This is a genomic window from Johannesbaptistia floridana (genome assembly GCF_057440575.1).
In genome coordinates this window covers 1-22,260 of the sequence record NZ_JALKVM010000105.1, presented here as the reverse complement: position 1 = coordinate 22,260, position 22,260 = coordinate 1, and the positions used below count along the sequence as shown (strand labels likewise).

Annotated in this window: 14 protein-coding genes; 11 read left to right on the top strand and 3 right to left on the bottom strand. The window is 39.7% G+C overall.

What is annotated here, in order from left to right:
* Window positions 1-450: 450 nt before the first annotated feature.
* Window positions 451-3,951, top strand: a complete 3,501-nt coding sequence (locus tag MW688_RS07685) for an alpha-mannosidase (RefSeq protein ID WP_486735361.1) — start codon at window positions 451-453, stop codon at window positions 3,949-3,951.
* Here MW688_RS07685 and psbN read toward each other — a convergent pair.
* On the bottom strand, window positions 3,948-4,079 hold the full coding sequence (gene psbN, locus MW688_RS07680; protein ID WP_486735360.1) for a photosystem II reaction center protein PsbN: 132 nt from the start codon (window positions 4,077-4,079) through the stop codon (window positions 3,948-3,950). The two genes, MW688_RS07685 and psbN, sit on opposite strands and share 4 nt — an antisense overlap.
* Before the next feature lie 75 nt (window positions 4,080-4,154).
* On the opposite strand from psbN, the gene psbH reads away from it, so the two are divergent.
* Entirely contained in the window at window positions 4,155-4,355 is a 201-nt protein-coding gene (gene psbH / locus MW688_RS07675; RefSeq protein WP_486735359.1) for a photosystem II reaction center phosphoprotein PsbH, read from the top strand.
* Window positions 4,356-4,492: 137 nt separating this feature from the next.
* On the opposite strand, the gene MW688_RS07670 is transcribed toward psbH, so the two are convergent.
* Complete coding sequence (locus tag MW688_RS07670; protein ID WP_486735358.1) at window positions 4,493-4,795, bottom strand: hypothetical protein; 303 nt, start codon at window positions 4,793-4,795, stop codon at window positions 4,493-4,495.
* Window positions 4,796-4,950: 155 nt separating this feature from the next.
* Between MW688_RS07670 and MW688_RS07665 the strand changes: the two genes are divergently transcribed.
* Window positions 4,951-5,337 (top strand): Fur family transcriptional regulator, encoded by a 387-nt coding sequence (locus MW688_RS07665; RefSeq protein ID WP_486735356.1) that lies wholly within the window; start codon window positions 4,951-4,953, stop codon window positions 5,335-5,337.
* Between the two features lie 109 nt (window positions 5,338-5,446).
* Here MW688_RS07665 and MW688_RS07660 read toward each other — a convergent pair whose 3' ends face one another.
* Window positions 5,447-5,902 carry a phosphatase domain-containing putative toxin gene (locus MW688_RS07660; RefSeq protein WP_486735355.1) on the bottom strand — a complete coding sequence of 152 codons (456 nt, stop codon included), beginning with the start codon at window positions 5,900-5,902 and terminating at the stop codon, window positions 5,447-5,449.
* Between the two features lie 179 nt (window positions 5,903-6,081).
* On the opposite strand from MW688_RS07660, the gene MW688_RS07655 reads away from it, so the two are divergent.
* From MW688_RS07655 to MW688_RS07620, 8 genes are all read left to right on the top strand, one after another.
* A complete protein-coding gene (locus tag MW688_RS07655) occupies window positions 6,082-7,686 on the top strand; it encodes a B12-binding domain-containing radical SAM protein (protein WP_486735354.1) in 1,605 nt (534 codons plus the stop codon).
* Between the two features lie 55 nt (window positions 7,687-7,741).
* Window positions 7,742-9,076, top strand: a complete 1,335-nt coding sequence (locus MW688_RS07650; protein WP_486735353.1) for a gluconeogenesis factor YvcK family protein — start codon at window positions 7,742-7,744, stop codon at window positions 9,074-9,076.
* A gap of 14 nt (window positions 9,077-9,090) precedes the next feature.
* Window positions 9,091-9,615, top strand: coding sequence for a hypothetical protein (locus MW688_RS07645; RefSeq protein ID WP_486735352.1), 525 nt, complete (start codon window positions 9,091-9,093; stop codon window positions 9,613-9,615).
* 268 nt (window positions 9,616-9,883) lie between these two features.
* Window positions 9,884-10,915, top strand: a complete 1,032-nt coding sequence (locus MW688_RS07640) for a PRC-barrel domain-containing protein (RefSeq protein WP_486735351.1) — start codon at window positions 9,884-9,886, stop codon at window positions 10,913-10,915.
* Window positions 10,915-12,405: a cobyric acid synthase CobQ gene (cobQ, locus tag MW688_RS07635; protein ID WP_486735349.1), complete on the top strand. Its 1,491-nt coding sequence runs from the start codon at window positions 10,915-10,917 to the stop codon at window positions 12,403-12,405. The genes MW688_RS07640 and cobQ overlap by 1 nt, the downstream gene beginning before the upstream one ends.
* Window positions 12,402-12,641, top strand: a complete 240-nt coding sequence (locus MW688_RS07630) for a 2Fe-2S iron-sulfur cluster-binding protein (RefSeq protein WP_486735348.1) — start codon at window positions 12,402-12,404, stop codon at window positions 12,639-12,641. Before cobQ ends, MW688_RS07630 begins: the two co-directional genes overlap by 4 nt.
* Window positions 12,642-13,083: 442 nt before the next feature.
* Window positions 13,084-16,710, top strand: a complete 3,627-nt coding sequence (locus MW688_RS07625) for a Calx-beta domain-containing protein (RefSeq protein WP_486735347.1) — start codon at window positions 13,084-13,086, stop codon at window positions 16,708-16,710.
* 398 nt (window positions 16,711-17,108) lie between these two features.
* Window positions 17,109-22,260 (top strand): Calx-beta domain-containing protein (locus tag MW688_RS07620; RefSeq protein ID WP_486735346.1); only part of this gene is annotated, 5,152 nt, incomplete at its 3' end.

Sequence of the window (22,260 nt, the reverse complement as noted above, 5' to 3'; positions counted from 1 at the left end):
CGATTTGCTTCTAATTTATCTAATAATCCATAAATTAATTCTAATATACTTTCTCAACGATATTTTTATACATTTTAAGACCCCATCAGCGGCGCAAGCCTTCATGTGTGGGCGCAAGCCGAAGGTTAAGGGCGCAAGCCTTGCGCCCCTACTACTATAAAATGTCATTATTATCAATATTATCAATTAGAAAAAATAGATTGATTTTTTTCGTAACCGTTTTAATAATTCTGTTTATCTTTTAACAATTCATAGTACCGTAGTATCGTAGGGTGCGTTAACGAAGTGTAACGCACCATAACATCATCAAATCACATTGTTTAACTATAAGCTTAAAATATGCCTTCTAGATTTTTACGAATAATTTGGGTAGTAGGATGATTTATTCCTAAAGATTTTAACCTTATTCTAACCTCGTCAGCTTATTACTTAAAAACTTATTACTCAACCATGTCTTTAATCTCACAAATTCAAACCACTCTTCAACATCTATACCAGTTAACTAAAATTGACATACAACCAAATTGGTACATTACTCAAGAAAACTCAACTACTCCTCCCGATAACTTTAACCACTGTCTCCAAGCTACCCCTAATCATCAAGGCTATATCACTTGGGAAAAAGGCAGTAAAACCCAATGGTTTGTGCAAAATATAACTATTCCCCACAGCTTATTTAATTACTCCATCGCTGGTTTTTCCTTGCGTCTGGAGTTAACTTGGTGGTCAGAATTAGCAGAAATCTATATTAACGGCAATCTCTTAAGACAGGGAGATTTATTTGACTGCTGCTGTCGATTACTCCTCACTCCCACGGCTATCCCTGGAGAAACCATCTCTATCGCTGTTAAGTTAGTGAGTCCTAATCACGATATCGGTGCTTTGATGTGTTCTCGATGTATTTATGAAAAAGAAACAGACCCGGGTTTTATCGCAGATGAAATAACTATTTTAACTAACTATCTACAATTATTTGACCCAGATAAGTTAGAAATAGTAGCTAAACAGTTAGCAACCATTGACTGGAATCTTTTACCCATTCATCAAACTCAATTTGAACAACAGTTAAAATCAATTTGTAAATCTTTTGAACCTCTTGCCACACCTATAAAAGAGTACCAAATTTACTTATTAGGTCATGCCCATTTGGATTTAGCTTGGTTATGGACAGTAGAAGAAACTTGGCGAGTGGCCCAGAATACCTTTAGTTCTGTACTTAGTTTACAACAAAAATTCCCTGATTTATCCTTTGGTCACACCACGGCGGTTTTATATCAGTGGATTGAACACCATAACCCCTCTCTATTTGCCCAAATCCAACAGGCGGTAATTGAAGGGAATTGGGAAGTACTTGGGGGTATGTGGGTGGAACCAGAAGTTAATCTGGTCTCGGGAGAATCTCTAGTTAGGCAGTTACTCTACGGACAAGGCTACTTTCTAGCTAAATTTGGTCAAATTTGTACTGTGGCTTGGTTACCCGATAGCTTTGGTTTTCCTCTCCAACTTCCTCAGATTCTGCGCCAAGCTGGTATTAATTATTTCGTTACCGGGAAACTCCATTGGAATGATACTAGTAAGTTTCCCTACGGCTGGTTTGAATGGAAATCCCCTGATGGTACTTCTATTCTCACCATGATGTCTCCCCCCAATTTAGCAGGAGTGATGGATACTAATCCTCTTTCTATGAGTAATCATGCTTTTAATTGGCATCAACAGACTAGTTTAACTGAGTCTTTCTGGTTACCTGGTGTGGGAGACCATGGCGGAGGACCTACTCGGGAAATGTTAGATGTCCAAAAACGTTGGTCTCAATCAGCTTTTTTCCCTAAAATGCAGTTTACCTCTGCTTTAAGTTATTTACAGCGATTACCCCACCTTAATTTACCTGTTTGGGATGATGAATTGTATCTCCAACTCCATCGAGGTTGTTATACTACCCACGGAAAACAAAAGCAGCTTAATTCTTATTTACAGGGTTTGTTATACGAGGCGGAGTTATTCTCTTGTCTTGCCTATTTAATTTCTCAACAGAGGGTCTATAGGCAGGCAGTCTATAGGCAGGCACATTTTCCCATGCTAAACAGTATAACTTTACAAGAGTTTAGTTGTCAAGTAAAAAAGATAGAAACAGCATGGAAACAAGTTCTATTTAATCAATTCCACGACATCTTACCAGGAACATCAATACCATCGGTGTTTGTAGAGGCAGAGAGTAGATGGAGGGAAGCAATCGCCTTAGGAGAAGAAATAGGAGAAACAGCAAGAAAGGCGATCGCCAAATTCATCGAACTACCAAAACCTCCTCACCCCAAAGCGCAACCCTTAATTATCTTCAATTCTCTCAATTGGTCAAGGACAGAATTAGTAACAGTAACTACTCCTCCAGGAAATTGGGGAATAATTAATTTAGCTGGAGTTGAATTAACTACCCAAACATCTAAGAGTAAATCTGATGATCCAATCCTACCTATAAACCAGCAGGAGAATAGAGAAGAGGGAGTAGAGAGAAATAAGCTTTCAAGCTTTAGCAGGGATAAAAACACCCCAGAAAATCCCCATCAATCTCAAAAATTACTATTTATAGCCGAAGATATCCCCTCTGTAGGTTATCGCCTCTTTTGGTTATATCCCAAAGAAAACCCCGAAGAAACCCCCTCAGATTTACCCTATATTCTCGATAACGGTTTATTAAAAGTAGAAATAAGTCCCATAACCGGAGATATAACCAGTATCTATGACTATGAACTCAAAAAAGAAATACTTAGACCTCCCGGTAGTCAACTCCAAGCTTTTAGAGATGAAGGACAATACTGGGATGCTTGGAATATTGACCCTGATTACCAAAATCATCCCCTAAATCCACCTCAACTGCAAGAAATAAGCTGGTTAGAAATAGGTCCCCTTCGCTACTCTATTGAAGTAACTAAACAACTAAATCAATCTCAATGGCAACAAGTCTATCAACTAACTCATAACTCTAAAATACTCAAGGTAGTTAATAGAGTTGATTGGCGAGAAACTCATACACTCATCAAAGCGGCATTCCCCCTTAATTTACAGTGGGATAGAGTCACTTATGGAACAGCCTGTGGCGCTATTACTAGAGATATTTCTGATAGTACTAAATGGGAAGTATACGGACTGGGTTGGGCCGCCTGTGACGATTCATCTCAGAAAATAGGTGTTAGTATCCTTAGTGACTATAAATATGGCTATGATAGTCAATCTCAACAAATACGTTTAAGTTTATTACGGAGTTCCACCTGGCCGGATCCTAATGCTGACCAAGGTATTCATGAATTTACCTATGCTATTTACCCCTACTTAGGTAACTGGCAAGAGGCAAAGAGTAATAAAAAATCCCGAGAACTAAATCTACCCCTACAGGGGATTTTTTGGGAGCAGGGAGCTTTCGGAAGCAGGGAGCAAGGGAGCAGGGAGCAGGGAGCAGGGAGCAGGGAGCAGGGAGCAGGGAGCTTTCGGGAGCAGGGAGCAGGGGAGCAGGGAGCTTTCGGGAGCAGGGAGCAGGGGAGCAGGGAGCAGGGAGCAGGGAGCAGGGAGCTTTCGGGAGCAGGGAGCTTTCGGGAGCAGGGAGCTTTCGGGAGCAGGGGAGCGGGAAATAGGGAACTTGACCGAAACTCTCCTCAAAGTAATGACGACTGCTATATATCCCCAAATAGAGAGAAACTACCCGAAGGGTTAACGCCTGTAGGTAGTTTCTTAGATTTAGGTTCTCCTAATTTAATTCTCATGGCTTTTAAACCAGGAGTTACTCAATCTGATTGGATTTTACGCTGCTACGAAGCTTATGGAGAGGTAACCTCCATTAATCTCAGTAGCGATTTAGAATTGGCGATCGCTGCTTTTGTAGATATATTAGAAAATGATTTAACTGAGACAGTTAATCACTCTATACCACCTTGGAGAATTACTACCTTTCGGCTGCATTAATCTTCATGATCTTCAAAGGGATCATCTAAGTCAGCAGAAGGAGGTCCGAAAGATGTGTAAATAGAGAATCCCGTGATCCCAATTAGTACCGCCGCGATACTAATGCTAAGAACTGTTGCAGTTTCCATAAATAAAATTTATTATTCTTTGTTATTATTTTATAATATTACAGAACGTTAAGAAAATTTTTATTTTGGAGCAAAATGGCACAACAAACTCGTCTAGGAAACTTACTTAAACCTCTAAACTCTGAATATGGTAAGGTTACCCCCGGATGGGGAACTACTCCCGTGATGGCAGTTTTTATGCTATTGTTCTTCGTTTTTCTACTCATTATTCTTCAGTTGTACAATTCCTCCTTGTTACTTGAGAATATTGATGTAGATTGGCGCAGTCTTGGCTAGTTCATCTCAAAAAACTACCCAAATATCTTTTTGGGTAGTTTTTTTTGACAACTTATACAACTTAATAAATAAATAGTTGTAAAACTATCTGTTGATATTTGATATAAGTTTTGAGATAATAATTGAAAAAAACATTCTTAATTCTTAGTTTTCCCCTCCTGGTTAAGACGTTCGAGAACTTCTTCTGCGGTAATTAACCGTTTAAGCATTACTTGTCCAATTGCTGAATTTACCTGACTACTTTCTTGAGGAGGCTTAACCTCAACCATCAAAACGGCATCTTCTACCTTGTATAACCAGAGAATTTCTCCTTGTTCAGAAAATTTGATATTTAGACGCTCAATTTGTGGAGGACGTCCCCAGACATTCTCCTGCCATAAACCACCGAATTCCCAGACTCTGCCGACTTGCCAACCTTGAGATAAGAAAAAATATTTCACGCTACTATTCGCTTTTATAGTAAATTACCGATTATAATAATTGCTATTGTAGACGTCCATCCTGAAAGTCGGTTATAGTGGTAGCGAAAATATTGAACTGAGGTTCCCATCTTGTTACCTTACTAATTAATTGCGGTCGAACTCTATATAATTTTATGAGACCAACTAAAAATCAAACTCAAATCCTGAGGAAACTAGAAAAAATAAAAGGAGAAATAAGCGCTCAAGAACTATACCTAAAATTGCGAGAACAAGGATATAGTATTGGCTTAGCGACAGTATATCGGATTTTGAAATCTTTACACCTTGAAGGGAGAGTTCAAGAAAGAGTAAATATTCATGGAGAATCTCTATATAGCTTGATTAGTAAAACTCATCACCATCATCTCAATTGTATTAACTGCGGTGAGTCAATTCCTTTGGAAGATTGCCCTGTTAATCATAAGTTAAATAATTGGGGTCAAGAACAGAATTTCCAGGTTTACTATCATACATTAGAGCTATTTGGTTTATGTAACTCCTGCCATAAGAATTCGGAATAAATTCTCAATAAAAAACAAAAACTTTTTATGTGAGCAGGATTACTGTCCGTGAATGCTCTCCAGTTGTACATTTTCAAATCCTTATCCAGTATTAATTTTAACACGTGTGCTATAGTAACGATGGCAACTTTTGTAGAAACTGAACTTGGGCTTCTCGTAACTCTGCACTGGGACGAACTTTTTGAATATATTTAATGGCTTGTTCTGGACTTTCTCCCTTACTAACCAAATAAGCCGCCAAAAGTGTCCCAGTTCTCCGGTTTCCACTAGTACAATGCACAGCTACAGGCTGATTTTTGGCAATAATAGAATTAGCAAAAGCAGCAAATTCTTTCACCTGTGCGACAGTGGGAGCTTTTCCGCCAATGATAGGCAACCAAAGAGCCGCTAAACCTACCTGTTTGTACTCCTCAATCCCAGATGGTTCGTCCATAACCGAAACCAGTCCACCTAAACCCGCTTGATAAATTTGCTCTAAATCTTCTAATGGAGGTCGAGGCATTCCTGCTAATTTATCTGGAATAACCCACCAAACATAATCAGGATAAGAAATTAATTTAGACATAGATTACCTATCACATTGTTATTTTGATATTTTTGAGAATGTATCATTAGTTTTTCAATCTAATAATTATTGAGACATATAAAGAAAAGTGATCTCCTTCTGAACGGTTGCGAAGAATATGTTGAACAAAGTTGATAAGATCAAAAGTAAACAAGCAAGAAGCCTCCACTAATTGAACTGTGACCAATATTTTAGCCTCAGAAAAATTACTATTTAACCCCGCCGTAGCCGAAGCCAACGCTATTCCTATTATATTCGCCTTTCCTAATGAGTACAGTATTGGCATAACCAGCTTAGGATATCAGGTAGTTTGGGCTACTTTAGCTATGCGTCAGGATTTACAAGTCAGTCGTCTCTTTACTGATTGGCAGGAATCTTTACCCCAACAACCAGAAATAATCGGATTTTCTTTATCATGGGAATTAGATTATGGAAATATTTTTAATATTTTAGAATCTCTCAGTATACCTTTACACAGCATTGAGAGAAAAAACGCTCATCCTTTAGTATTTGGAGGAGGTCCAGTTTTAACTGCTAATCCTGAACCATTTGCCGTTTTTTTTGATGTGATTTTACTAGGAGATGGAGAAGAATTATTAGACCAATTTATAAACGCCTATCAGCAAGTGAGAAATGCTGATAGAATTACTAAACTACGCTATTTAGCTCAAGTACCAGGGATATATGTCCCGAGTCTCTATGAAGTAACCTATCAAAGTCCTGATGGGTTAATCAAGGATATTAGCCCTATTGATGGGGAAATTCCTCAAGAAATAGCTAAGCAAACATACAAGGGGAATAAATTATCTACTTCCACAGTTGTAACGGAAAAGGCAGCTTGGGAAAATATTTATATGGTGGAAGTGGTGCGCAGTTGTCCTGAAATGTGCCGCTTTTGTTTAGCTAGTTATTTGACTCTGCCTTTTCGTACCGCAAGCTTAACAGATTCTCTGATTCCAGCTATCAATAAGGGTTTACAAGTTACTAAACGTATTGGATTGCTGGGAGCTTCTGTAAGTCAACATCCAGAATTTGATAGCTTATTGGATTATTTAGCTCAACCAGAATATGATGATGTGAGAGTAAGTATTGCTTCAGTGCGTACTAATACTGTTTCCGAAAAACTAGCGAGAATATTAGCTTCTAGAGATACTCGCTCAATTACCATCGCTGTAGAAAGTGGTTCACCCAGAATTAGAGCAATTATCAATAAAAAGTTAGATAATCAAGAAATTATAGCAGCCGCTATCAATGCTAAAGCAGGAGGGTTAAAGGCGATGAAACTATACGGAATGGTGGGAATACCTGAAGAAGAGATGAGTGATTTAGAAGCAACAGTAGACATGTTGCAAGAAATCAAAAAAGCAGCTCCGGGCCTGCGTTTAACCTTTGGGTGCAGTACGTTTGTGCCCAAATCTCATACACCATTCCAATGGTTTGGAGTAAATTCAGAAGCAAAAAAAAGACTGAAGTGGCTGGAGAAACAATTAGGGCGAAATGGGATAGAGATACGACCAGAAAGTTATAATTGGTCGGTCATACAAGCATTAATATCTAGAGGCGATCGCCGTTTAAGTCAACTGTTGGAATTAACCCGGAGTTATGGAGATACTCTGGGGAGCTATAAAAGAGCCTTTAAAGAATTACGTGGTAAATTACCGCCTATGGAATATTATGTTCATGAAAATTGGTCTACGGAACAAATTCTGCCTTGGCAACATCTAAAAGGACCATTAAGTATAGAAACCTTGGAAAAACACCTTCACATTAGCAGTTACCAGTAAACTATAATTTAACTCAAGCTCTTTATGGAGATTTTTGCTTAAAAAAAATAGTCAAATGGATAATCTCAGTCAAAAAAATAAGGGCAAAAAAACCAATCACTGGCTGAAGTGGTACCGATGGTTGTCACCGGGGTTATTTGTGAAACGCTGGTTATTAATTAGCTTAACGGGTTTTTTTTTAACAGGCTTAGGAATAGCTATCTGGAGCCAATTAACCCCGGTAGATCGCTTTTTTGACCTAATATCTCGGGCTTTAGAAATAATTACCCAAATCGTTCCCAGTTATGTGTCAGGTCCTTTAGCGGTGATTTGTGGTTTATTTTTACTATTTTGGGGACAAAGTGGCACAGTGGGAACTATAACCAAAGTTTTAAAACCAGAAAATGATCAACAATTACTGGACTTGTTAATTAACCATCGCCGACTTAATCGAGGACCAAAAATAGTAGCTATTGGTGGTGGCACAGGACTATCTAACTTACTTAGGGGACTAAAAGAATATAGCGCTAACATTACAGCGATTGTGACAGTAGCAGATGATGGAGGTTCTTCAGGAAGACTACGTCGGGAAATTGGCGTTTTGCCCCCAGGAGATATTCGTAACTGTCTAGCGGCTTTGGCGGATCAAGAAAAATTACTCACAGAGTTGTTTCAATATCGCTTTCCTAGAGGAGATGGTTTAACTGGTCATAGTTTCGGTAACTTGTTTCTAACAGCTATGAGTGAAATAACCGGAGATTTAGAAAAGGCGATCGCCGCTAGTTCTCAAGTCTTAGCTGTAAGGGGAAGAGTTTTACCCGCTACTTTAAGTGATGTTCGTCTTTGGTGCAAAATGAGCGATGGCCGTATTATCGAGGGAGAATCGAAAATAGCCGAAGCTAAGGGAAAAATTGTGGAAATTGGTTGTAAACCAGCTAATCCTCAAGCCTTACCTGCCGCAGTCAGAGCGATTCAAGAAGCTGACTACCTGATTATTGGACCGGGAAGTCTCTATACTAGTATTATTCCCAACTTATTAGTTCCCGAAATTAGAGAGGCAATTGTTAATCTCAATAAACCTCGTATTTATGTGTGTAACATGATGACTGAACCAGGAGAAACTGATGGTTATGGAGTCTCAGATCATATTTTAGCCCTAGATAAAATATGTGGTCAAAAAAGTTTTGATACAGTTTTAGTTAATCGTAATCGTCCATCAGAAACAGCCTTACGCCGTTATGCGGCTCAAAATTCTCACCCAGTGTTTCTAGAACAAGAGGAAGTAACTAAATTAGGACGTGGTATAGTCTTAGCAGATATCTTGGAGGAAGATTCGGAAAATCACTATATTCGTCATAACTCTCAACTTCTGAGCCAAATTTTATTAAAATGGTATCAAAAAGCTTCTTAATCAACTGAATCATCATGAAGTTAAGACCGATTGCCAGATCTAATCACCAGATAAAAAAGACTTCCAATCCTCAAATAAGTCCGAGCAAAAAAACAACTAATCAGGGAAAAATTGATTTTTCTTGGTTTTATCTACCAACAACTGCTATTTTAACTATAGTAACAATTTGGTTATGTTTATTTGTAGCAGGCGCATTTACCCTAGGAGGAGTGCCAGCTTCGGTTTTTACTAAGTTTATTCAAGATCCAGTAGCAATAACCGCCTTTGTGAATAGAGATCGCAGCCTTCTCCATGACCGCTTACAGGAATTAGACATAGAGAAAATGATGAAAAATTATTATCGTCCTCAAATTTCCGATGAAATAGCTTTGGATTGGTATATTCATCAAATTTTTTACGATTGGACAGGATATGTGGGCAATAATTACTATGTTAATGCTCAAGATAAACTAGTATTAGGAGAAGAGGGGGCCAAAAGATTGCAACAAGAACTAGAACCAACACCAAAGATTCAATGGAACGGTTTTCCATCAAATTAACTAGTAAAATCCGCTTTTTCTGCCATAGTCATTCTTCATAAATAAGTGTTATATTGAAAGAATATAATAATCGTCTATGATTATGAGAGTTGCTTATCAGTATGTTTATAAAAGGTAAAGAATTAAAAAATTTTTAATACACTTGGGAGAAGGAGATCATTCACCAGAGAATTAAACCAGTGAAAATCTTAATCTTTGAAGTTGGGAAGAACTGATTAAATAAGAATAACAAAAAAATTAATCAAGGAGTATAATTAAATAAAACAAAATGACAATAGATAATATTAGCTTACGAACAGAATTTTTAAATACGCAGGTAATAACTAGAAATACAGGAAAACGCCTAGGAGTAGTAAAAGAGTTACTAGTAGATGTAGACAGTAGAGAAGTAGTGGCGTTAGGACTAAGAGATAATCGGTTTTCTATGTCAGGACTGCCCAAATATATGTATTTAAGTAATATAAGTCAAGCGGGAGACGTAATTCTAGTAGAAGATGAAGACGTAATAGAAGATATAGAAATAGAAATTTACAGTAAACTAGTAAATAGCGAAGTAATAACAGAAACAGGAGAACCACTAGGTAAAGTTCGAGACTTTCAATTTTCCCTGACAGATGGAAAAGTATCTTCAATAATCATCGCTTCTATAGGTTACTCTCAAATTCCAGAGCAACTAATCAGTACATACGAACTATCAATGGACGAAGTAATTAGTAGTGGTCCAGATAGATTGATAGTGTTTGAAAGTGCAGAAGATAGGTTAACTCAAATTAGTGTAGGATTATTAGAACGTTTAGGAATTGGTACACCTCCCTGGGAAAAAGAAGACGAAAGTTATTACCCTCCAGTTACACCAGCAGAAAATCAACTACCTAGCCGCATACCTGTAAGGACGCCCATAACGGAAAGAGTAGAAGAAAAGATACCTGTAGCAGAAGAAAACTGGAGTGAAGACGATTGGGAAGATCCTTATGCAACCGCAGCGCCAGAAGCCAGACAAGCAGAATCAATTCGCTATCGAGAAGAACCATATCAAGAATATGCAGAGGAGATAGAAGAAGATAATTGGAGTGAAAGCTATGATTCACAGCCAGTAGGGCCGCCAGTATACGAACCTCGCAATCAAGTACAAGAACAAGTACAAGAATATGATAGAGAGTATGAATACGATTACCAGGATCAAGAAATAGAAAATGATATCTGGGATGACGACGTCAAACCAGAACCCCTTCAACCACCACCAATTAGTATACCTGAGAAAGAAAAATCACCCGAATACGAAGAAGAAACAGGATATTAATGCAGGGCATCATGGTAGTGGGAACGACTTCTCACGCAGGCAAATCATTTTTAACTAGTGGGTTATGTCGCCTACTAGCCCGCGAGGGCCTAAGAGTAACCCCTTTTAAAGGGCAAAATATGGCTCTCAACGCCTACGTTACCAAGACAGGAGGGGAAATAGGTTACGCTCAAGCAGTACAAGCCTGGGCGGCCAAAACAGAACCAAGAGTAGAAATGAATCCCATTTTACTCAAACCCCAAGGCAATATGACGTCTCAAGTAATCATACTAGGCAAAGCTGCGGGAATAACTACAGCATCTTCTTACTATAGAGAGTATTTTCAGCGGGGTTGGCAAACAATAACAGAATCTTTAGAGAAATTAGCTATAAGTAATGATATTGTGGTCTGTGAGGGTGCAGGGAGTCCCGCGGAAATTAATCTAAAACATCGTGATTTGACCAATATGCGTGTAGCCAAGCATCTTCAAGCTAGTACGATTCTAGTAGTAGATATAGACCGTGGAGGTGCTTTTGCTCATGTAGTGGGAACTTTAGCCCTGTTAGAGCCAGAAGAGCGCTCCCTGGTGAAAGGCATTGTGATTAACAAGTTTCGCGGCGATGTATCTCTGTTAGAATCAGGAATTACCTGGTTAGAAGAGTATACGAATATTCCTGTATTGGGGGTAATTCCTTGGACAGAAAAACTCCTACCTGCGGAGGATTCTTTAGATTTATTAGAAAGACGTTCCCGCAAGCACAATTGTGATTTGACTATAAAGGTTATTCGTCTACCACGTATCTCTAATTTTACTGACTTTGACCCTCTAGAGGCAGAAAGTACCGTAGCTGTAGAATATATTAGCCCTAATGATAGTTTAGGGAACCCTGATGCAGTGATTATACCTGGTTCTAAAACCACAATCTCTGACTTAAAAACTCTATACAGTAGCGGCATGGCTAGTCAACTGCAAAACTATGTGGCTTCAGGAGGTACGATTATGGGTATATGTGGGGGTTTCCAAATGTTAGGCTCTCAATTACTAGACCCAAACAGTAGCGAAGGTGAGATAACCGCCTACCCTGGCTTAAATCTTTTACCTATTACCACCACTATCGATAGTAAAAAAATTGTCCGCCAAAGAATAGTAGATTCCTGTTATTCTCAAGCTAAGATGACAGTGACAGGCTTTGAAATTCACCAAGGAATAACTACCTGTATAGAGGGTGAAACTAAGGAAATAATGCCCCTGTTTACAGACTCTAGTCTCGGTATGGTTAATAAGAATCAGAGAATTTGGGGTTGTTATTTACATGGGTTGTTAGATAATGGTAATTGGCGACGTTTTTGGTTAAATATATTGCGGCAAAAACGGGGTTTATCACCCTTATCAGAGAAGATTTCTCACCATCAACAACAACGAGAAAAAACTTTAGAGGCGATCGCCGATTTACTTACTGAACATTTAAATCTTTCTTTAATTAAAAAATATATAGAGATAAAGTCATGACTGTACAAATTCGCTTTTTACCCGATGATGTGGTTATTGAAGCTGAACCAGGAGAACCACTTCTCTCGGTAGCTGAAAAAGCCGGAGTATTTATACCCACAGGCTGTCTAATGGGTTCTTGTCATGCCTGTGAAGTAGAATTAGAAGATGGTCAATCTATATGTGCTTGTATTACCTCAGTTCCTCTTGGTAAGTCTCAAATAACGATTAATCTTTATAGCGATCCTGTTTGGTAGTGTAACAAAGGTGTTGAAATAGCTAAATCTCTCTACCAAATCCATACTTATTAACTTGAGGCAAGGAGTTGGGATTTTTCCCACGAGATAATAAGGTTAAATAATTGCTTCAAATATTTTCTTGTTCTGATTCTACAAATCTTAAGAAAATATTAAGATTACATAGTACGAGTTCACATTTATAATCAGGATAAATTCTAGTATATAATATCATTTCCCCTAAAAAAATGCGAGAAATATAAGTAAAGGAAGGAACAGTATACATAGCAAGGTTTTTGTGGTGTAATATTATTTAATAATAGAATATTTATTTTGAGCATTTTTTAATCAATTTGAGATAAGAGATTTTTCCTCATATATTACTTATTGTAAACAGGGTAAAAAAAATACATTATAATAAAGAAAATTATCTTACTTCCATACAAGAATAGAGATTGGCAAAATGGATATTAGACCACAAATCCCTGACAATAACGGAAACATCAAATTTAATAAACTCGAAGCTCTAAAAAATGACCGTCTAGCCAGAATAATTGGTGTGGAATTGGCACAAGTGTATCAATCCTATGAGAAGCTCGGTTTCACAAGAGATAATGTACCAGAAAACTCTTCAATAAAATTGTCTGGAAATAATGAAATGGTGTTGATGGAGTTCATTGCTCAAGATGAAGACAAGACAAAATCATTAGTTAATCGAATAAAAAGTTTAGGAGCACAGGAAACAGCGACTTTTGGAGTGGTCACCTCTGGTTGGTTTCCCATACAAGAGTTAGCTAATTTAGAAAAGTTAGCTGAATTAAATTTTGCTCGTCCTGTACCTGAAGCAATAACAAGGATTGGCGACACTACCAGCCAAGCAGATGTATCGATGAAAGCAGATGTAGCTCGCAGCACATTTAATATTGATGGTAGTGGTGTCAAAGTAGGTGTACTCTCTGATAGCTACAATGATCTCAATGGCGCCTCTGGAACTGTTGCTAGTGGAGATTTACCAGGAGCTGGCAATCCCTTTGGTAACACTAACCTTGTTCAAGTACTCCAAGATTTCAGTGGAGGGGGAATAGATGAAGGCCGGGGTATGCTAGAGTTAATACATGATGTAGCTCCAGGTGCCGATTTAGCTTTTCACACTGCTTTTCCTACTCCAAGTGTTTTTGCCCAAGGCATTATCAACTTGGCTAACGCAGGTGCTGATGTAATTGTAGATGACATATTTTATCTGAATGAACCATTTTTCCAAGATGGAATAATTACTCAAGCTGTAGACCAAGTTGTAGCTCAAGGCATTCCCTTTTTCTCTGCTGCCGGTAACGATGCTCAAAATTCTTATGAGAGCGAATTTCGTGGTGTTCAAGATACACTTTTTAGTGGTAACTATTTATTGCACGACTTTGATCCAGGACCAAATGAAGATGTTCTGCAAGAATTTGAGCTCCAAGCAGGTGAAAGTATTCGATTGTCTTTTCAGTGGGACCAACCGAATGCTTCAGCAGGTGGTGCAGGCTCGGCAAATGATCTGGATATCTATATACTTGATAGTACTGGTTCGTTACTAGCGAGTAGTATAGATTTTAATGTAGGAGCAGATGCTATAGAATTACTATCCTTCACTAACACTGGTTCGACTGACACTTTTTCCCTACTAATAGGTCAGTTTATTGCGGAAGGGGGGCCAACACCGGGATTGATTAAATATATTGATTTTTTGGGGGGTACAAGTGATGCTGAATACTTTACCAACAGTTCCACAGTATTTGGTCATCCCAACGCAGCAGGAGCAAGCGGCGTAGGAGCTGCTTTTTATTCTGAAACTCCAGAATTTGGCACTAATCCACCTCTTTTAGAATCATTTTCCTCCCTTGGGGGAACTCAAATTTTATTTGATACCGCAGGAAATCGCTTGGCTACTCCCATTGACCGTGAACAACCCAGAATAGTAGCCCCTGATGGGACAAATACCACCTCTTTTGGTTTTAGTGATCCTGAGAATGATGGGTTTCCAAATTTCTTCGGCACTTCAGCCGCAGCACCACACGCAGCAGCAGTAGCAGCTTTGATGTTAGAGGTAAATCCAAATCTTACTCCCCAAGAGATATACGATGCCCTGGAACAGACTGCTATTGATATGGAAACACCAGGTTTTGACCTGAAAAGTGGTTTTGGTTTAATTCAGGCAGATGCAGCAGTAGCAGAGATCGCACCACAACCAGAACCAGGAGTTATAGAATTCGATGCAGCAACTTATACAGTAAACGAAGATGGCACGACTACAACTAATATTACCTTAATCAGAACAGTTGGAAGCGATGGCGCTGTAGATATTACGGTAACACCCACAGATGGGACAGCAACGGCACCCGGTGACTACGATAACACCCCAATAGTAGTAAGCTTCGCTGATGGAGAAACAAGTAAAACAGTAACGATTCCTATCGTTGACGATAGCGATGTAGAAGGAGATGAAACCATTAATCTAGCTCTTTCTAATCCCACCAATGGTGCAAGTGTAGGGACTCAGGATACGGCAACCCTCACCATTATAGACAACGTCGTCCCTGTTCCCGGCACGATTGAATTTAACTCAGCAACTTATACAGTAAACGAAGATGGAACTACTACAACTAATATTACCTTAATCAGAACAGTTGGAAGTGATGGAGCTGTAGATATTACGGTAACACCTACAAATGGCACAGCAACGGCACCAGGTGACTATGATAACACACCAATAGTAGTAAGCTTCGCTGATGGAGAAACAAGTAAAACAGTCACTATTCCTATCGTGGATGATAGCGATGTAGAAGCAGATGAAACCATTAATATAGCTCTTTCTAATCCCACCAATGGTGCTAGTGTAGGGAATCAGGATACGGCAACCCTCACCATTATAGACAATGATGACCACAATGATGACCAGGGATCTCAAGACACCATTGAAGGAACCGCAGGAAATGACACCATAATAGGTACTAATGATGCCGAAGAAATTCGCGGCTTAGAAGGGGATGATGTCCTAAGAGCAGAAGGTGGAAATGATACCCTAGATGGAGGACCAGGAAGCGATCGCCTTTTAGGTGGAGCTGGCGCCGATACCTTTTTGGTCTTATCTGGGGAAGGGAAAGATATCATCAATGACTTTGTTCGTGGTGAAGACAAATTGAGTAGTGATCTAGATTTTGCTGAGCTGAATCTTGACATCAGGAATGGTAATGTTAATATTGTAAACAGTAATAATACTGATATTTTCGCAGTCCTGAGAAATACCACAGAGTTTACTCAATCAGATTATGTTAAGAAAGCAGACCAACAAACAGACCCAGGAGTGATTCAATTCAACTTTGCTAGTTACAGTGTCAATGAAGATGGCACGACTAATACGGCTATTACCTTAGTGAGAACAGTTGGAAGTGATGGAGCTGTAGATATTACGGTAACACCAACAGATGGCACAGCAACAGCCCCAGGTGACTATGATAACACAGCAGTAATAGTAAGCTTCGCTGATGGTGAAACAAGTAAAACAGTAACGATTCCTATCGTTGACGATAGCGATGTAGAAGCAGATGAAACCATTAATCTAGCTCTATCTAACCCAACCAATGGTGCAAGTGTAGGTAGTCAAAATATGGCAACCCTCACGATTATAGACAATGATGACCACAATGATGACCAGGGATCTCAAGACACCATTGAAGGAACCGCAGGAAATGACACCATAATAGGTACTAATGATGCCGAAGAAATTCGCGGCTTAGAAGGGGATGATGTCCTAAGAGCAGAAGGTGGAAATGATACCCTAGATGGAGGACCAGGAAGCGATCGCCTTTTAGGTGGAGCTGGCGCCGATACCTTTTTGGTCTTATCTGGGGAAGGGAAAGATATCATCAATGACTTTGTTCGTGGTCAAGATCTGTTGAGCAGCGATCTAGATTTTGCGGAGATCAGCACTTTTGTAAATAATGGCAACCTGAATATTGTAGACAGCAATACTAATGCTATTTTCGCCGTGCTGAGAAATACTACTGAGTTGACTCAATCCGATTATATTCCTGTTAGCAATATAGCTTAGTCAAGTTTGTGATAGCTAAATCTTCTTCTCACTGAATAAAAATACCTCGTCAGAAGACGAGGTATTTAAGCTATAAAAGCTAACTAGTTAGATTAGCCAAGTAATATCATGCCCGCTTATATACTTACGATTAAATTACCATTGATGATGTTTTCGGTCTTTTTAAGGAGAAGAACATTAATGGCGACTGCTATATCTTTTTGTAGTGCTTATTAACGCGGAGTCAGAAGAACCCCAAATCTTAAGAAACTCTTAAATATTTATAATAAAAAAAATATTTTAAAATGCTCAATTCCACTCTATGAAATATTTTCAGCCCTTTTAAATTTTTGATTACAATAAGATAATACGATATAATCAAGAAATAACTTACTCATTCAAACAGAGAGAACGACAACATGGATATTGGACAACAAATACCTGATAATATAGAAGGTTTCAAATTTAGTAACATCAAAACTCTAAAAAATAACCCTCTAGCCAGAAAAATTGGTGTGGAATTAGCACAACTGTATCAATCATTCGAGGATTTCGGTTTCACAACAAATAATTTACCAGACAACTCTTCAATAAAATTGTCTGGAAATAATGAAATGGTGTTGATGGAGTTCATTGCTAAATCTGAAGACAAGACAACATCATTAGTTAATCAATTAAAAAGTTTAGGAGCAAAAGAAACCGCGACTTTTGGAGTGGTCACCTCTGCTTGGCTTCCCATAAAAGAGTTACCTAATTTAGAAAAATTCGCTGAATTAAATTTTGCTCGTCCTGCACCTGAAGCGATAACAAACATTGGTGCAACTACCAGCCAAGCAGATGTATCAATGAAAGCAGACGTAGCTCGCAGCACCTTTAATATTGATGGGAGTGGAGTCAAAGTAGGTGTACTGTCTGATAGCTACAATTTTCTCAATGGCGCTTCTGGAACTGTTGCTAGTGGAGACTTACCAGGATCTGGCAATCCCTTTGGTAACACTAACCCTGTTCAAGTACTCCAAGACTTCAGTGGAGGGGGAATAGATGAAGGCCGGGGTATGCTAGAATTAATACATGATGTAGCTCCAGGTGCCGATTTAGCTTTTCATACTGCAGCTCCTACTCAAAGTGTTTTTGCCCAAGGCATTATCAGCTTGGCTAATGCAGGTGCTGATGTAATTGTAGATGACATACGTTATTTTGCTCAACCATTTTTCCAAGATGGAATAATTAGTCAAGCGGCAAGCCAAGTTGTGGATCAAGGAATTCCCTTTTTCTCGGCAGCTGGTAACCAGGCCCAAAATTCTTATGAGAGCGTATATCGTGGTGTTCAAGGTACAATTTTTGGTGATCCCTATTTATTGCACGACTTTGATCCAGGACCAAATCAAGACTTTCTGCAAGACTTTCAGCTCCAAACAGGTGAAAGGATTCAATTGTCTTTTCAGTGGGACCAACCAAATGCTTCAGCAGGTGGTGCAGGCTCGGCAAATGATTTGGATATCTTTGTATTTGACAGTTCTGGTTCGTTAAGAGCGTTTAGTGCAGATGTCAATGTAGGAGGAGATGCTGTAGAATTACTCTCCTTCACTAACACTGGTTCGACTGATACTTTTTCCCTAGTAATAGGTCAGTTTCTTGGTGCAGGAGGGCCAGCACCAGGTTTTATTAAATATGTTGATTTTCGCGGGGGCACAAATGATGCTCAATACTTTACCAATAGTTCCACAGTATTTGGTCATCCCAATGCAGAGGGTGCAAGCGCGGTAGGAGCTGCCGCTTATTTTCAAACCCCTGAATTTGGCACTAATCCACCTCTTTTAGAATCATTTTCCTCCCTTGGGGGAACTCCAATTTTATTTGATACCGCAGGAAATCGCCTGGCTACTCCCATTGACCGTGAACAACCCAGAATAGTAGCGCCTGATGGTACAAATACCACATCTTTTGGTTTTAGTGATTTTGAGGGTGATGGGTTCCCTAATTTCTTCGGTACTTCAGCCGCGGCACCTCACGCAGCAGCAGTAGCAGCTTTGATGTTAGAGGCAAATCCAAATCTTACTCCCACAGAGATATACAATGCCCTAGAACAGACTGCTATTGATATGCAAACACCAGGTTTTGACCTGAAAAGTGGTTTTGGTTTAATTCAGGCAGATGCAGCAGTAGCAGAGATCGCACCACAACCAGAACCAGGAGTTATAGAATTCGATGCAGCAACTTATACAGTAAACGAAGATGGCACGACTACAACTAATATTACCTTAATCAGAACAGTTGGAAGCGATGGCGCTGTAGATATTACGGTAACACCCACAGATGGGACAGCAACGGCACCCGGTGACTACGATAACACCCCAATAGTAGTAAGCTTCGCTGATGGAGAAACAAGTAAAACAGTAACGATTCCTATCGTTGACGATAGCGATGTAGAAGGAGATGAAACCATTAATCTAGCTCTTTCTAATCCCACCAATGGTGCAAGTGTAGGGACTCAGGATACGGCAACCCTCACCATTATAGACAACGACGTCGCTGTTCCCGGCACGATTGAATTTAACTCAGCAACTTATACAGTCAACGAAGATGGCACAGCAGCTACAGCAATTACCTTAATCAGAACAGGTGGAAGTGATGGGGCTGTAAATATTACGGTAACACCAACCAATGGCACGGCAACGGCCCCAGGTGACTACGATAACACACCAGTAGAAGTAAGCTTCGCTGATGGTGAAACAAGTAAAACTGTAACTATTCCTATCGTTGATGATAGCGATGTAGAAGTAGATGAAACCATTAATCTAGCTCTTTCTAACCCGACTAACGGCGCTAGTGTAGGTAGTCAAAATACGGCAACTCTCACCATCATCGATAACGACGTCGCTGTTCCAGGCACGATTGAATTTAACTCAGCAACTTATACAGTCAACGAAGATGGCACAGCAGCTACAGCAATTACCTTAATCAGAACAGGTGGAAGTGATGGGGCTGTAAATATTACGGTAACACCAACCAATGGCACGGCAACGGCCCCAGGTGACTACGATAACACACCAGTAGAAGTAAGCTTCGCTGATGGTGAAACAAGTAAAACTGTAACTATTCCTATCGTTGATGATAGCAATGTAGAAGTAGATGAAACCATTAATCTAGCTCTTTCTAACCCGACTAACGGCGCTAGTGTAGGTAGTCAAAATACGGCAACTCTCACCATCATCGATAACGACGTCGCTGTTCCAGGCACGATTGAATTTAACTCAGCAACTTATACAGTCAACGAAGATGGCACAGCAGCTACAGCAATTACCTTAATCAGAACAGGTGGAAGTGATGGGGCTGTAAATATTACGGTAACACCAACCAATGGCACGGCAACGGCCCCAGGTGACTACGATAACACACCAGTAGAAGTAAGCTTCGCTGATGGTGAAACAAGTAAAACTGTAACTATTCCTATCGTTGATGATAGCAATGTAGAAGTAGATGAAACCATTAATCTAGCTCTTTCTAACCCGACTAACGGCGCTAGTGTAGGTAGTCAAAATACGGCAACTCTCACCATCATCGATAACGACGTCGCTGTTCCAGGCACGATTGAATTTAACTCAGCAACTTATACAGTCAACGAAGATGGCACAGCAGCTACAGCAATTACCTTAATCAGAACAGGTGGAAGTGATGGGGCTGTAAATATTACGGTAACACCAACCAATGGCACGGCAACGGCCCCAGGTGACTACGATAACACACCAGTAGAAGTAAGCTTCGCTGATGGTGAAACAAGTAAAACTGTAACTATTCCTATCGTTGATGATAGCAATGTAGAAGTAGATGAAACCATTAATCTAGCTCTTTCTAACCCGACTAACGGCGCTAGTGTAGGTAGTCAAAATACGGCAACTCTCACCATCATCGATAACGACGTCGCTGTTCCAGGCACGATTGAATTTAACTCAGCAACTTATACAGTCAACGAAGATGGCACAGCAGCTACAGCAATTACCTTAATCAGAACAGGTGGAAGTGATGGGGCTGTAAATATTACGGTAACACCAACCAATGGCACGGCAACGGCCCCAGGTGACTACGATAACACACCAGTAGAAGTAAGCTTCGCTGATGGTGAAACAAGTAAAACTGTAACTATTCCTATCGTTGATGATAGCAATGTAGAAGTAGATGAAACCATTAATCTAGCTCTTTCTAACCCAACCAATGGCGCAACTGTAGGAACTCAGGATAGGGCTACTCTCACCATTATCGATAATGATCAACCAGTTGCTATCCCAGGAGTGATTCAATTCAACTTGGGTAGTTACAGTGTAAATGAAGATGGCACAGCAGCTACAGCAATTACCTTAATAAGAACAGGTGGAAGCGATGGCGCTGTAAATATTACGGTAACACCAACAAATGGCACAGCAACGGCGCCAGGTGACTACGATAACACACCAGTAGTAGTAAGCTTCGCTGATGGTGAAACAAGTAAAACTGTAACTATTCCTATCGTTGATGATAGCGATGTAGAAGGAGATGAAACCATTAATCTAGCTCTTTCTAACCCAACCAATGGTGCTAATGTAGGTAGTCAAAATACGGCGACTCTCACCATTATAGACAATGATCAATCTGGAACAAATCCAGACACCATTGAAGGAACCGCGGCAAATGATACCCTAATAGGGACTAGTGATGGGGAAATCATTAGAGGATTAGAAGGAAATGATGTGATAAGAGCAGAAGGAGGAGATGATACCCTAGAGGGAGGACCGGGAAGCGATCGCCTTTTAGGTGGAGCTGGCGCCGATACCTTTTTGGTCTTATCTGGGGAAGGTAAAGATACCATCAATGACTTTGTTAGCGGTCAAGATCTGTTGAGCAGCGATCTAGATTTTGCTGAGATCAGCACTTTTGTAAATAATGGCAACCTGAATATTCTAAACAGCAATACTAATGCTATTTTCGCAGTCCTGAGGAATACTACTGTGTTAACTCAACAGGATTATGTTAAGCAAAGAACCCAACCAACAGACCCAGGAGTGATTCAATTCAACTTGGGTAGTTACAGTGTAAATGAAGATGGCACAGCAGCTACAGCAATTACCTTAATAAGAACAGGTGGAAGCGATGGCGCTGTAAATATTACGGTAACACCAACAAATGGCACAGCAACGGCGCCAGGTGACTACGATAACACACCAGTAGTAGTAAGCTTCGCTGATGGTGAAACAAGTAAAACTGTAACTATTCCTATCGTTGATGATAGCGATGTAGAAGGAGATGAAACCATTAATCTAGCTCTTTCTAACCCAACCAATGGTGCTAATGTAGGTAGTCAAAATACGGCGACTCTCACCATTATAGACAATGATCAATCTGGAACAAATCCAGACACCATTGAAGGAACCGCGGCAAATGATACCCTAATAGGGACTAGTGATGGGGAAATCATTAGAGGATTAGAAGGAAATGATGTGATAAGAGCAGAAGGAGGAGATGATACCCTAGAGGGAGGACCGGGAAGCGATCGCCTTTTAGGTGGAGCTGGCGCCGATACCTTTTTGGTCTTATCTG